Origin of the sequence: Trinickia dinghuensis (assembly GCF_003367175.1) — a bacterium.
Taxonomy (GTDB): domain Bacteria; phylum Pseudomonadota; class Gammaproteobacteria; order Burkholderiales; family Burkholderiaceae; genus Trinickia; species Trinickia dinghuensis.
Window position 1 is genome coordinate 296,266 of record NZ_QRGA01000007.1, and the last position, 13,809, is coordinate 310,074.

General features: G+C 61.8%; 9 protein-coding genes. All 9 read right to left on the reverse strand.

Annotated elements, in window-relative coordinates; genetic code table 11:
• Positions 1–9 precede the first annotated feature (9 nt).
• Positions 10–2,016, reverse strand: a complete 2,007-nt coding sequence (locus DWV00_RS13830; RefSeq protein ID WP_115534142.1) for an O-linked N-acetylglucosamine transferase, SPINDLY family protein — start codon at positions 2,014–2,016, stop codon at positions 10–12.
• On the reverse strand, positions 2,013–4,298 hold the full coding sequence (locus DWV00_RS13835) for a tetratricopeptide repeat protein (RefSeq protein ID WP_115534143.1): 2,286 nt from the start codon (positions 4,296–4,298) through the stop codon (positions 2,013–2,015). The genes DWV00_RS13830 and DWV00_RS13835 overlap by 4 nt, the downstream gene beginning before the upstream one ends.
• A 46-nt stretch (positions 4,299–4,344) precedes the next feature.
• Positions 4,345–6,837 carry an O-linked N-acetylglucosamine transferase family protein gene (locus tag DWV00_RS13840; RefSeq protein WP_115534144.1) on the reverse strand — a complete coding sequence of 831 codons (2,493 nt, stop codon included), beginning with the start codon at positions 6,835–6,837 and terminating at the stop codon, positions 4,345–4,347.
• A gap of 32 nt (positions 6,838–6,869) precedes the next feature.
• Entirely contained in the window at positions 6,870–7,589 is a 720-nt protein-coding gene (locus DWV00_RS13845; protein WP_220274693.1) for a WbqC family protein, read from the reverse strand.
• Positions 7,586–8,683 carry a DegT/DnrJ/EryC1/StrS family aminotransferase gene (locus DWV00_RS13850; RefSeq protein ID WP_115534146.1) on the reverse strand — a complete coding sequence of 366 codons (1,098 nt, stop codon included), beginning with the start codon at positions 8,681–8,683 and terminating at the stop codon, positions 7,586–7,588. The genes DWV00_RS13845 and DWV00_RS13850 overlap by 4 nt, the downstream gene beginning before the upstream one ends.
• Positions 8,680–9,897 (reverse strand): DegT/DnrJ/EryC1/StrS family aminotransferase, encoded by a 1,218-nt coding sequence (locus DWV00_RS13855; protein ID WP_115534147.1) that lies wholly within the window; start codon positions 9,895–9,897, stop codon positions 8,680–8,682. The genes DWV00_RS13850 and DWV00_RS13855 overlap by 4 nt, the downstream gene beginning before the upstream one ends.
• 2 nt (positions 9,898–9,899) lie before the next feature.
• Positions 9,900–10,631, reverse strand: a complete 732-nt coding sequence (locus DWV00_RS13860) for a class I SAM-dependent methyltransferase (protein WP_115534148.1) — start codon at positions 10,629–10,631, stop codon at positions 9,900–9,902.
• Positions 10,632–10,668: 37 nt separating this feature from the next.
• Entirely contained in the window at positions 10,669–11,829 is a 1,161-nt protein-coding gene (locus tag DWV00_RS13865) for a DegT/DnrJ/EryC1/StrS family aminotransferase (RefSeq protein WP_115534326.1), read from the reverse strand.
• A gap of 178 nt (positions 11,830–12,007) precedes the next feature.
• Positions 12,008–13,726 carry a glycosyltransferase gene (locus tag DWV00_RS13870; protein ID WP_115534149.1) on the reverse strand — a complete coding sequence of 573 codons (1,719 nt, stop codon included), beginning with the start codon at positions 13,724–13,726 and terminating at the stop codon, positions 12,008–12,010.
• Positions 13,727–13,809: the final 83 nt, after the last annotated feature.

Sequence of the window (13,809 nt, forward strand, 5' to 3'; positions counted from 1 at the left end):
TCGACGCCTCTATGCGTTAGGCGCTAGTGCTTTGGGGGGTGTGGCGCCGTTTAGGTGAGCGCGCCACATCGCGTCGAATTGAGTTTCGAGCGTACGTGCGAAGCGGCCGGGGTTGCAGAGCGAGGAGTTCGACACGCGCGAACGCAGCCCTGAGCGCAACGCCGCCAACGCCGGCCGATCGCTCGCGAACGCGACCGCCTTCGCGACATAGTCGTCGTCATCGGCGGCAATCCAATCGCCAAGGTCCACACTCTGCACCACGCTCTCGCACAAGTGCCCGAGGAAGCGGTCGCCGTGCCGGCATAGAACCGGCGCGCCCATCCAGAGACTCTCCGCCGTCGTCGTGCCGCCCGGATACGGGAACGGGCTCAACGAAATATCGACGCGGTGATAAGCCGCAAGATATTCCTCACGTGGCGAGGGGCCTTCCATCAAGAGCCGATCGGGTGCAATGCCGTGCGCGGCGAAGCGCGCGGCCGTCGTCGCACGCTGCGCTTCGTCGGCCAACTGCTGCGCCTTCAGGAACAACCGTGCACCGGGAACCGCATGCAGAATGCGCGACCATACCGCCACCACGCGATCGTTGACCTTCACGAGATCGCTGAAGCAGCCGAACGTCAAAGCACGGGTCGTATCGGCAAGCGCGGCTGCGTCGGTCGCGACATCCGGCTCGGGCGGCGTGAAGCACAGATACCCGTGCGGCAGCCGCCACGGCCGTTCGATGAAGTGTTCCGCTTCCTCGGGCGGCAACACCCATTCGTCGCCGAGCACGTAGTCGATCGCGGGCAAGCCCGTCGACGCGAAGTAGCCGATCCAGCTCACCTGCACCGGTGCCGGTTTCCATGCGAAGACCGGCAAGCGATTGGCGTCGGTGTGCCCGGACATGTCGAACAGAATATGCACGCCGTCGTTGCGGATCGTCGTTGCAGCGGCTTCATCGGTCACGCCCACCAGGCTGCGCCACACGGCAAAGCGCGGCTTCAAGCGCTGCGTCAACGCATCTTCGTAGGGACGTGTCGAATACGCGACGAGTTGCACGCGTGCCGGGTCCAGATGCGCCAACACGCTTTCGAGGAAGAAGCCGACCGGGTGCGTGCGGAAGTCGCCCGAGACGAAACCGATGCGTAGCGGCGCACCGGGCATGCGATTGACGAGCCAATTCGTGAACGGCCGGGCAAGCTGGTCCGCTACGCGGCCGAAGGCAAGCGCTTCGGTCAAATACTCGCCCGGCGCGACGTGCTGCGCGAAGCTCAGCGTGAACAACAAATTGCTCCAAGCCTCGCCCCATGCCGGCCGCAATGCGATCGCGCGGCGAAAGGCCGAGATCGCCGCATCGTGCTCGCCGGTCTCGCGCAGCACGATGCCGAGGTTCAGCGCGACCTGCGGCTCTTGCGGCAAAAACCGCTGCGCCTGCTCGTAGCAGGCGGCTGCCTCGGCCAGCCTGCGCTGCGTTTTCAGTGCATTGCCGAGGTTGTTGTGCGCCTCGCCGAACGTCGGATGCAGCGCGATCGCCTTGCGGCAATGCGCCTCCGCCGTCTCGGCCTCGCCGAGTTCGCGCAGCACGTTGCCGAGATTGCTGTGCGCTTCGGCGAACTGAGGATTGATCGCAATCGCCTTGCGGAAGCTCACCGCTGCGGCAGCCGGCAGACGCATCTGCAGCAGGATCATGCCGAGGTTGTTGTGGGCGCGGAAATGATTCGGGTCGAGTGCCAGCGCTTGTTCATGGCTTTCGACGGCGGCCTCGAGCTTGCCCCAGTTCCGCAGCGCGCAGCCGAGATTGTCGAAGTACGTGGCCTGCGGACTGATTTCGATCGCGCGCCCGATCAGATCGAGCGCATCGGCATGACGCTGCTCCTGCATCGCGACGACACCGAGCAAGTGCAACGCATCGGCATGACGGGGCATGCGCGCGAGCGCGGCTTCATAACGGGCACGCGCCTCTTGCAGCCGGCCGCCGCGATGATGGACGAGACCGTCCTCCACGAGCGCGAACACGCCCTGATCGCCCACCGTCATTGCGTGATCTCCTTGATCTTCGTTTGCCACATTTGCTCGATTGCCGTCATCCAATGACCGGCGTAGCGCGACGCATCGGCGAGCGGCGAACGCTCGACCCGCTCACGCAGCCCCGCACGCAGCACAGCCAGGGCCGGCAAATCGGATGCGGCCGCGATCGCGCGCGCGACATAGTCTTCGGTGTCCGCTGCGATCCATTCATGCAGTCCCACCGTCTTTACGACGAGTTCGCCCAGATGCGAAAGGAAGCGATCGCCATGACGCGTCAGCACGGGCACGCCCATCCACAGCCCCTCGACGCTCGTCGTTCCGCCCGGGTAGGGGAACGGATCGAGTGCGAGATCCACGCGCCCGTAGGTGGCGAAGTATTGCTCGCGCCCGGACGGCCCTTCGAGCAGCAGGCGCGTCTCGTCGATACCGTGCGTTGCGAAGCGCGCAACCGTTTCGCGCAGGATCGACGGCTCGCCGAGCTGATGATTCTTCAGCAACAACCGCGAGCGCGGCACTGCGTGCAAAATGCGCGACCACACCGCGAGCACGCCGTCGTTCAGCTTCTTGTGGTTATTCAAGCAGCCGAACGTGAAATAACCGTTCGTGAGCGCGGGCAGCGGCGCGACTGCCGCACGCTCCGTCGGCAGCGTGAAACACAGGTAGCTATCGGGCAAACGCCAGATGCGCTCCGTGTATTGGCCTTCCTCGCCCGGCGGCACCACATGCGGATCGGCGAGCAGATAGTCGATCTCGGCCAGGCCTGTCGTCGCGAAGTAGCCGAGCCAGCTCACCTGGACCGGCGCGGGTCGCCACGCGAACATCGGCAAGCGGTTGCGTCCCGTGTGCCCCGACAGATCGACCAGCACGTCGATGCGGTCTTCATGGATGCGCTCGGCGAGCGCGGCATCGTCCAGCTCGGCCACGTGGCGCCAAAGGGCGAAGCGCGGCTTGATCCGCGCCGTCAGCTCATCGCTGTGCACTGCATTCGAGTAGGCGATCGGCTCGATGCGGGCGCGATCGAGTTGTGCCAGCACCGACTCGAAGAAGTAGCCGACGGGATGCTTGCGCAAATCGGCCGAAACGAAACCCACGCGCAAGGGACGGCCGGCACGCCCGGCATCGGTCAGCGCAGGCCATTGCGTATAGGGCGTCGCGCGCGCCGTCATCTTTTCGCCGAAGTAGCGCGCGTCGGCCAGATGCGTGCTCGCGGACCAGTCCGACACGTACGATTGCCCGAACAGCACGCAGGTGTGCGATTCGCCGAAATCCGGGTTCAGCGCCAGGGCGTCGCGATAGCAGACGAGCGCCGCGTCGGGCTCGCCAAGATCGGCCAGAATCGTCCCGAGATTGTTGTGAAACGAGGGCGAATCGCCGCCGCGCAGCTCGATGGCTCGGCGCGCATGGCCGAGCGCTCGCTCGGGCGCACCCAGGCGCCGCAGCGCATTGGCAAGGTTATGGTGGGCGTCGGCCAAGATAGGGTCGAGCGCAATCGCGCGCTCGTAGCACGGCACCGCTTCGGGCACGCGTCCGGCGCCGTTCAACGCGTTGCCGAGCGTGTTGTGGCTCTGCGCGGAATCGGGCATGAGTTCGACGGCGCGCCGATACGATTCGATCGCCCCGGCGATGTCGCCGCGATGCATGAGGATGCCCGCGAGCTTGTCATGGGCGACGGCCAATTGCGGCGCGAGCGCCACGCAATCGCGCAGGCATTCGAGCGCCGCATCGCCGTGGCCCTTCGCCTGCATGGCGATGCCCAGGTTCAGATGCGCTTCGGCGAACGCGGGCTTCGCAGCGATCGCCTTGCCGTAGGAAAGAATGGCGGCATCGAGTTCGCCCATGTCCTTCAGCGCATTGCCGAGGTTGTTGTAGGCCTCCGCATAGCCGGGCTTCAGTTCGAGGGCGCGCGCGCAACTCGTGACCGCCGCGGCGGCCTCGCCGGTCTCACGCAACGCGTTGCCGAGGTTGTTGTGCGCATCCGCATAATCGGGCTTGAGTTCGACGGCGCGGCGATAGGCGATGACGGCATCGTCGAGCTTGCGCGCGTCGCGCAGCGCATTGCCGAGGTTGTTGTAGTAGATCGGGCTCGCGTGGGCGGCGATCGACTCGCGCATCAGCGTGATGCCCGCTTCGCTCTGGCCGATCTGGCAGGCTAGCAAGCCCATGAAATGCAGCGCATCGGGATGCTTCGGCTGCTTGGCGAGAATGCGCGAGTAGAGCGCCTTCGCGTCGGCAAGACGCCCTGCCTGATGGTGTTCCAGCGCTGCATTCAGCAGCTGGGCGGTGTCTTGCATGGTCGATCCGGTCATAGGAAAGGGCGGCGCCGCTTTTCGCGAGCCTTCACGCCATCGTGGCCCGCGGTGTGGCGTTCAATCGCGCAACGCCGTCTCGCCACATCGATTCGAGCGCCGCTTCGAGGTGCCCCGCGTAGCGAGCCGCGTCGCATAACGGCGACGCGAGCAACGATGCGCGCATGTTCATCCGCAGCGCGGTAAGGCGTTGGACGTCGGCCGCGAACGCGACGGCCTTGGCGACGTATTCCTCGTTGTCCTGAGCAATCCACTCGGGCAAGCCGGCCGAATGCAGCATGCTCGTGCAAATGTTCGACAAGAACCGATCGCCGTGCCGGCACAGCACCGGCACACCCATCCACAAGCCCTCGACGCTCGTCGTGCCGCCCGGATAGGGGAATGGACTCAAGGCGATGTCGATGCGGTTGTAGGCCGCGAAGTATTCGGCTCGCGGCGAACGGCCTTCGAGGATCAAGCGCGATGCGTCGATGCCGCGCGCGGCGAACCGTGCGAGCGTCGTTTCGCGCGTGGGCGCGTCGTCGAGTTGCTTCGCTTTGAGGAACAGACGCGAGCCGGGCACCGCGTGCAAGATGCGCGTCCAGATGTCGACAACGCTGTCGTTCATCTTCATCAGATGATTGAAGCAGCCGAACGTGACGTGGCCCTGCTTTGACAGCGGCAACGGGCCGACATCGACGCGTTCCGCCGGCGGCGTGAAGCACAGATAGCTGTCGGGCAGGTGGCGGAGCCGTTCGGTGTAGTGCGGTTGCGCATCGCGCGGCAGCACATGGGAATCGCCGAGCAGATAGTCCATCGCCGGCAAACCGGTGCTCGCGAAGTAGCCGAGCCAGCTCGCCTGCACCGGCGCGGGGCGCCAGGCGAACAGCGGTAAGCGATTGAAATTCATGTGCCCCGATAGATCGAGTAGCAGATCGATGCGATCGTCGCGAATGCGCGCCGCCGCTTGTTCGTCGCTGAGCGAGGCGAGCGGCGTCCAAGCGGAGAAATGCGGCTTGATGCGAGTAGTCAGCGCGTCCTCGGAACGGCGCGTCGGATAGGCGACGAGTTCGATCCGGCTGCGGTCGATATGCGCGAGGATGCTCTCGAGGAAATGGCCCGTGGGGTGAGTCTTCAGATCCCCCGAGACTAGGCCGACGCGCAGCGGTGTTCTGCGTTGCGGCTCGGTCGATGCGAGCCAGTTGCGCCACGGCTTGGCGCCAGCCGTTGCGATTCGGCCGAATTCGACGGCTTCGGCAAGATAAGCAGGCTGGTCCAAATCCTCTCGGTAGCTGAGGATGAACAGCAGATTGCTGCGCGCCTCCAACAAGCCGGGCTTGAGTACGATCGCGCGGCGATAAGCCTCGATCGCAGCATCGAGTTCGCCTAGGTCGACAAGCGCGTTGGCGAGGTTGTTGTGGGCATCCGCGTAGTCGGGCTGCAGCGCGATGACCGTGCGAAAACATCGCACGGCCCCATGAAAATCGTCCTGCTCGCGCAGTAGATTGCCGAGATTGTTGTGCGCTTGCACGTAGTCGGGCTTCAGCGCAATCGCTTGCCGGAAACATTCGATCGCGGCCGCGCGCTTGCCCTGCCCCGCAAAGGCATTGCCGAGGTTGCCGTAAAAGATTTCACTCGTCTGGTGGCCCAGCGCGGCCATGATGAGCTCGGCCGACTCGCCGTAACGGCCCTCGTAATACGCGACTAGGCCGAGCAAGTGCAGCGCGTCGGCGTGATTAGGCCGCACGGCCAGAATCTGTCGAAATACTGCGGCCGCTTCAGTCAATCGCCCGGCTTGCAAGAGCGCCTGGCCCGTCTCGATCGGAGGAACGGCATGCTGAGTCGCGCTTGGCATTACCGCGCTCTCGCCGTACTTGCTCAAATAGCGCTCGTATGCGGCTCGCCAGTCGGGCTTGCCGTAGGCGCCGCCGCTTTGGTGCACCACGCTGATCGGCCAGGTGCCCATCGTCAAGCCCTTCCGTTCGGCTTGACGGCAAAAATCGAGATCGTAGAAATGAAAGTCGAACTGCTCATCGAAGCGCAGGCCGCTTGCCATGAGACGTTCGCTGTCGGCTGCAAGCAAGAGGCCATCGAGCAGCTTGCAAGCCTGGCCGGCCGGCCCGAAATACGACACGACATTGGACGGAAACCCATCGCCGTGCCCGACCGTTCCGCTCAAGAACTCGCGTTGATCCCACTTCATCTCGGGCGTGAATGCCCACGACGGCTGACGCGGCATCCTGCGCGTGTTGCCGGCGAGGCCGATGATGTCAAAAGCTTGCAGCCCCTCGCGAATACGCTCGATCCAATGGAAATCGCAGATCGAAATGTCATCGTGAATGAAGACGAGGATCGCCGGGTGTGTCTTGGCTTGGTCGATCGCACGATTATAGATCGTCGAAAGGCCGGTCCGATTCTCATCGAACAGTTGCAGCTGTAGGTTCGACACATAGTGGTACAGCTTGAGCGAGCGCCCGAGCGCGGAATCGGTGGCGAATCGTCCTTCGTCGTAACGCGTACCGCATACGAGACGGATAGGCTTCATAGGGGCAATGTCTTCGAAAATTCACAGGGCGTTCAAGCCGCTACGAGTGTCAAGTTTTCGCGCAGCGCTGCAGCAACTAATTCGGGTTCGTTCCAAAGCAGCACGTCGAGAATCGACAGGTGCGCCTCGTATCGATAAGGCGTCGGCTCATAGGCAAACTCGGCCACCTCGGCGAACGACAAGTCCACGCCAATGCGCTGGAACTGCAACGGATCGAACAGCTCACGTCCACCCGCAGGATTGACGTAACCTGTTGCACCAAGCGCCTCGCAAATGAATGGGGCCCAGTCGCCAGCGCCCATTTGTTCGGGGAACGCCAATTCAAGCTCCGAGCAGATCCGATAAGCGAAACGCACGCCTAGATATGCACAGACCGCACGCAACGCACTGACATTCAGCGAGCAAAGCGTATCGTCCTTGCGCCCGGCATACGCTTGACGAATCAAATCGACAACGCGCGCATGGAACGGCGCTTGCCTGCGAAATGCCGACAACTTGCCGATCAGCGCTGCCTCTGCGGCGGCCGGATCCAATAGCTTTGCTTCATGCGTGCGGATCGATATCGAGCCGTTCGCCAACGGCACGCTGACGTACTGCCAACTTTCTTTCGGATGCAGAATCCGATTGCGGTTCATCCAAGTCTTCGGCGTGTACTGCGTGACGTCGAAAACGATCCACTCATCGACGGCCGCGATTAGGGCAAAGTGGCCGAAGTATGGAAAGAAGTAAGGCTGCATAATGCCTAGCTTCATACCAAGCTCCTTGACGAGCCGCGACGGGCAGCAACTTCTCCGATAAGGTCACACACGCGCTCGACGTCATCCTCACCGACATGCGCGCCGAGCGGCAAGCGCAACCATGATCGATCGATCTGCGCACCGATTCGCTCATTCGAATCGAGCGCGCGGACGGCGACGGCTTCGACCCCATGCTCGGCGAGGTGTGCACCCAATGCATCGCGCGACACACCAACCACGTTTTCGTCGACCACGCACACCAGCGCCTGATGGTTCGAAGCATCGACGCGGCGAGCTTCGACGACGCGGACGCCCATTATTGCCCCCAGACCTGTGCGGTAAGCGTCAACCAGCGCCCGATTGTGTGCGCGATTCGCCTCGTAATCGTCCAAGCTCAATAAACCAAGCGCTGCCTGTGCCTCCGACATGCGCCCGTTGGATGTTTTGACTACCGCCACTGGTCGGCCTGCGCCATAGCTGCTACGGATATTGCGCAGACGCGCGGCAAGTTCGTCATCGTCGGTGGTAACGCATGCCGCCCCCCCGGCATTGACAATATCGGCCGCGTCGAACGAAAACACCTCAGCATCACCGAAGCTTCCGATGCTCCGCTGCGCCACCTCGCATCCGAATGCATGCGACGAGTCGAACATCACTGGCAAGTCATATTTGCGCGCCAATGCCACGAGTGCCGACGCATCGCAAGCGTTTCCCCACAGGTTTGCTCCGATGACCGCGTTAACTGGCCCGCGCTCCGCAATGTCACCCGCGAGTGCATCGACATCAAGCTGACCATCGAGCGTGTCCACGTCCGCAAAGATTGCTTGTACACGACACCACCACAATGCTTGCGCGAGCGTTGCATTGCAGACCGCCGGTACTATGACGCGCCCGCTGATACCCAGCGCTTCGCTCGCCATCATCAGCCCGATGGTTGCATTGGTGACACAGACGGCATGTTTGACTTGGAGGAATGCCTGCAATCGGTCCTCGAAAGCACGTGCAAGCGGCCCTTGGTTAGTGTAATAACGGCGTTCGAAGATCCCGCGCATGGCCGCTTCATAGCGATCCCGCGACGGCAGGTTGAATTGCCCAACGTGCAGCGTCATGGCTTCTGCTCCTGGCTTGCGCGGCAAGCCCTGACGGCATCAGCGTGCGCACAGGCGAATGACAGCAACTTGGCAACCTCATCAATATCGTCGAGCGTCACGAACTCTCCGCACGGTAACAGCATGAATCGCTGCGAGAGCTGATCAGTGACAGGCAGTTCTGCCGCGATATGCGGATAGGCCATCGGCTTACTATGCAGCGGCGGTGCGTAATAAGCTCGCGCGAGGATGTTTTCGGCGTTGAGCATCTCGAGCGTCAATGAACGCGTGAGCGGCCATTCGGCTGTCAGTTCGACGACGATATTCTTGTAGCTCGTTGGCTGTGATTCATCGAATGTCAGGAGGCGCACGCCCTGGATTGCAGCAAGCGCGACCCTGTAGCGCTCATAGCGCGCTCGATTGCGCGCGACCTGAGCGTCTAGCTCATCCAAGTTCGCGAGCGCCATGGCCGCATGCATGTCCGCCAGGCGCGCGTCGATCGCACCTGGCAGCACCATCGAACCATTTCGCAGATCGACAAGCCGTCGGGCCAATGCAGCGTCGTTCGTCGTAACATAACCGCCTTCGAAGCCGTTGATGAGCTTGCTTGCGTGCAGCGAAAAGCATTCCGCATGCCCAAATGCGCCGACCTTTCGAGATCGGCCTTGTCCGTCGATGCACCGTTCATAGACGGATTCAACCCCATCGAACAAGATCGGCACATGTGTCTCGTCGGCCAAATCAGCCAGCGCCTGCGCATCGCAGCAATTGACGATCGGATGCACGGCTAGCAGCAGCGCGGTGTCATCGCAAATCCATGGAGCGGCGGTCGCAGCGCTGATTGCCAGCGTATCGGCGTCGACCTCGCAAAAGCGCGGCAACAAGCCCGTCCACGCAATGACATCCGCCATACGGCGATAGGTCAGCGAGGGGATCACAACTTCACGCCGTCCTGGACGAGCGAGCGCGACGATCGCCGTAGCGAGTGCCCAAAAACCGCTGCAAAAAGCAACGCAGTACCCGGTTTCGTGGAATGCCGCGAGCCGCGCCTCGAATCGAGCTGTCACTGTGCCCGGTGGTCGCCCCGCCGCGTCGAAGATCGATTGCGAATAATCAAGGAAACGATCGAAATCCGGGCCAACGAGATTCGAGGTCGACTTCGGCACGTCAAACCACTTCGAACCGCCGAACAGCGCAAGCTCACTAACCGAGCGCCGGGTTGGGCGCACATCCATCGCTAAGCTCCTTCCTTGCTACGGCGCAGGAGCACGTCATAGCGGTAATGCACCGAAAAGAATTCGCCGGGCATCGCGGAGAATTGCGCATCCCACCCGCAAGCCGCAGCCATCTCGGCGAAGGCCTCACGGGTACGCCAGATTCCGATTTGGGCACGTGGGTCGTCGAGCTCACCGGGCTGCGGCTCGCGCAGCGCATAGAACGCAGCGGCGCGGTCTCGGTCCGGCAGGTTGCCAATGAAAATCGAGTTCACGTTGACGAAGCGCTCGTTGAGGATGCGTAACGTCGTACGTGCATCTTCCTCCGAGAAATAAGCGAAGCTACCGTAGCAAAGAACTTTCGTAAATCGCTGTGGATCGGCGTGGGCTGATACGAACTGCGCGGCGCCCTCGGCCGCGAACGTCACACGCGGCGGTTCGGCGAAATGACGGTTGGCGACTTCGATCAAATACTCGGAAATATCCACGCCGACGAGCGCCGAGCAATCCTCGACAAGTCGATGCGAAAGCGCGCCGTTACCGCAAGCAAGATCGAGCAGGACATCCTCAGGCACAAGCGCCAATTTGCGCTTGATTTCGCCGACGATCCATTCGATCTGCTCCTCCGACACCGGCTTTCCGTGCACGGTCCGTTTGACCTGCGCCCAGAAGGCGTCAGGCGCGCACGTACGCGCATGCGCGTCGTAGTCTACGGTCGGATAGTTGCGATCGGACGAGGCAGTAGCGTTTGACATGTTGGTGATCCGGTAACGGAGAAGGCAAAAAGCCTACTCAATGAGCGCGATCCTCGTCGACGCAAGAAAGAACGACATCGATGATTCGTTGCTGATCGTGCGCCTCGAGCCCCGGATAGATCGGCAAACACAACACTTGCCGCGACGCCTCCGTGGCTACAGGAAGGTTGCTCGGCGCCGACGACGGCAGTCCGCGATAAGTCGGAAATTCGCTAATGAGCGGGAAAAAGTAGCGGCGCGCGGCAACTTGATGCTTTCTCAGCTTCTCATAGAGCGAGTCGCGATCGACCGGGAATTCGCGCGTAATACGCACGGGAAAATATGCGAAGTTGCGCGAGCAATCGGGCGCCACCTCATGCAGCACGATGCCAGGCACATTGGCAAACGCCTCTCGATAGCACGCATCGATTCGCGCACGCTGCGCGATCACATGTTCCATATGCTGAAGCTGTAACAGGCCGAACGCAGCTTGCACTTCGTTCATCTTCCCGTTTATCCCCGGCGCTACGACGGTCGTCTCGTCGATGAAGCCGAAGTTCTTCAAGTTATCGATGCGGCGCTTGGTTTTTGCATCGCGACAAACGATTGCACCGCCCTCGAACGTATTGAACACCTTCGTGCCGTGAAAGCTCAGCACCGACATATCTCCGAACTCGAGCACTGAACGCTCCCGAACGCGCACACCGAATGCATGCGCCGCATCGTAGATGACGCGCAATCCATACGTATCGGCTAGGGTGTCGATCGCCCCTACGTCGCACGGATTCGCGTAGACGTGCACGGGCAGGATCGCTGTCGTTTGGGGCGTGATTGCAGCTTCGATCTTGGTTACATCGAGGTTCATCGACGTTTGATCAATGTCGACAAAGACGGGCTTGATACCGTTCCAATGCAACGCGTGCGTCGTCGCCACGAAGCTGAATGGCGTCGTGATTACCTCCCCGGTAATCTTCAGCGCCTGCAATGCCGTGATCAGCGCGAGCGTGCCGTTAGAGAACAGCGACAGATGCTCGACACCGAGGTAGTCGCATAGTGCCTCTTCCAGTTGCTGATGAAATACGCCGTTATTCGTCACCCACTTTCGGCGCCAAATCTCCTCCAGGTAGGGCGTAAATTCGGCCAGCGGCGGCAAGTACGGTTGTGTGACAGGAATGAAGCCTTGCTTGGGATCTGCTAGCGCACTAACGCGCGTATTGATCGCGGGCGGCAGTTCGTGCGAGGAGCCGGACGCCGCGGCAGCGCTCGGCTCCTCGCCGTTCAAATCGAATCGTTGCGGTTGAGCGTGGGTCAACAAGATCTCTATCCTCAAATCGTTCGCATTTTCCGCGTTGAGATGCTGTCAGCGAGTCGGACTCGCGCGGCACCTCAATTACGCATCAACCGCCGAACTGCGGTTGGTGCTCACCCTTCGTAAAGAAGAAGAACGGCTCGCGCCCGTTGCAACCATACGTGTCGGGATCCACTTCGCCGAGGACCGTTTCGTGGGCGTAGAGGTCGCCAGCAAGGCCAGCCGAACGGAATCGATCGACAATGTCCGCACCAAACAGTCGCACGTGGTCGCTCTGTCCGAAGTACTGCGCGGCGAAAGCCGGCGTCACGGGTTTGTTCAGCTCGAACGTATTGCGCAACAGTGGCGAATATGGCGTTTGTGCGACCAGATGCCCACCTGGGGCAAGGCATCGATTGAATTCGGCCAGCGCTGCGTCCGGATTGTCGACATGCTCGAGCACGTGGTTGCAAATGATGATGTCGAAGTAGCCATCAGGAAAATCGAGTTGCTCGACGTTGAGCCGGCGATGGTGCGGCAATCGCGGCGACAATTCCCCCGCGACGTACTCGCCGGGGGAGAGCCTGCGGATACGCTGTTCGATACCAGCCTCAGGTGCAACGTGCAATACACGCTTTTGGCTCACGTCTTCGAGAATGCGCGAGAACGCGAGGTATAACCATAGGTGCCGCTCGCGATCGTTGCAGCCACACTTAGGGCATTGATGATGTTCAAGGGTCGAGCCGATCGACTCCACTTGCTTCATGAAAGCCCGGTTGGCGCTGTTCACTTCGGGGTGCGGCAGCCACCCCGTTACCGGTTGCTCGCAAACGACACAACGCTTTTGCGGCGGAGACGGGGGCGGCTGCACGACGCGCTGCTTACGCTGCGCGACACGCTCCGCGACAACCGAACGAGCATGCGTGAGATCAGCGATAAAGCGCTCGGACGCGTATAGTTGATGGGCCGGTACGCGCGTCAATTCATCGAGGTTGGCCAGTAGGCGTGCGATCTCGGGCATCGACGGCGCCCATTGCGAATAGAGTTGACGGATTACTCGCTCCGCGCCCTGCAGGGCGGCGCCCGATAGATATCCCGCAGCCGCCTCGCCACGCACCATCAGTTCCCATTCGTACAAACCCGCGGCGAAATTCGAGCCGCGAGGAGCCGACGCTTGCCCCGAGTGTTGCCGGAACGCACTCAAGTATCCACCGACGGCGAGCAGCGGTGCCTGCTCAGCGCAGTTCAGATACAGCGCGACGTCGCCCAGGAAGTCCAACACCCATGTACGGTAGTCGAATGCTCGTGAAATATCGACGCGGTCGCGGACGAGCATGATGTTGCTCGGTTCGCCGACGAAATTGTGGATGCGTCCGAGTAAGCTCTCAACGACCGACGAGCGCGAGATCAGCGCCGCCTGGCCAGCGGCGAGCAGCGGCGCTGGTGTCGTGATAGCCCTATCCGACTCGTCGATCATGAAACGCTCGTGGAAAGCGAGCACGACGCCCGGGTTCGCCTCTAGCGCGCTAACGAGCGTCTCGACCGAAGTCGGCATCAGAACGTCGTCATCGAACAACCATTTAATGTATTTGCCACTCGCCTTTTCCCACAGCGCGCGCGAGTTGCGCGTTCCCTTTTGAAAGCCATGGTGAAAGTACCCAACGCGCGGATCGTCGAATCGTTCGACGATTTCCCGCAATGCGCCGTCTGGGGTGTCGTCACCCACGAGAATTTCGATATCCTGGTACGTCTGGCGCTGCGCGCTGAGGATGGCGCGTCCGAGAAACTCGACTTTATACGCGGGAATCAGAATGCTGACAGTGGGCATTGGGGTGGTCCTTCCGGATGTGGCGACACACCGCGCGGCCTGATGGGTCTGGATAAACCCGGACAGCCGCAGCAGCTTGCGCG

Bases quoted from the DNA above. Each gene is read 5' to 3' on its own strand.
- DWV00_RS13830 (WP_115534142.1), bottom strand. From the start codon at position 2,016: ATGACGGTGGGCGATCAGGGCGTGTTCGCGCTCGTGGAGGACGGTCTC.
- DWV00_RS13840 (WP_115534144.1), bottom strand. From the start codon at position 6,837: ATGAAGCCTATCCGTCTCGTATGCGGTACGCGTTACGACGAAGGACGA.
- DWV00_RS13835 (WP_115534143.1), bottom strand. From the start codon at position 4,298: ATGCAAGACACCGCCCAGCTGCTGAATGCAGCGCTGGAACACCATCAG.
- DWV00_RS13855 (WP_115534147.1), bottom strand. From the start codon at position 9,897: ATGGATGTGCGCCCAACCCGGCGCTCGGTTAGTGAGCTTGCGCTGTTC.
- DWV00_RS13850 (WP_115534146.1), bottom strand. From the start codon at position 8,683: ATGACGCTGCACGTTGGGCAATTCAACCTGCCGTCGCGGGATCGCTAT.
- DWV00_RS13860 (WP_115534148.1), bottom strand. From the start codon at position 10,631: ATGTCAAACGCTACTGCCTCGTCCGATCGCAACTATCCGACCGTAGAC.
- DWV00_RS13845 (WP_220274693.1), bottom strand. From the start codon at position 7,589: ATGAAGCTAGGCATTATGCAGCCTTACTTCTTTCCATACTTCGGCCAC.
- DWV00_RS13870 (WP_115534149.1), bottom strand. From the start codon at position 13,726: ATGCCCACTGTCAGCATTCTGATTCCCGCGTATAAAGTCGAGTTTCTC.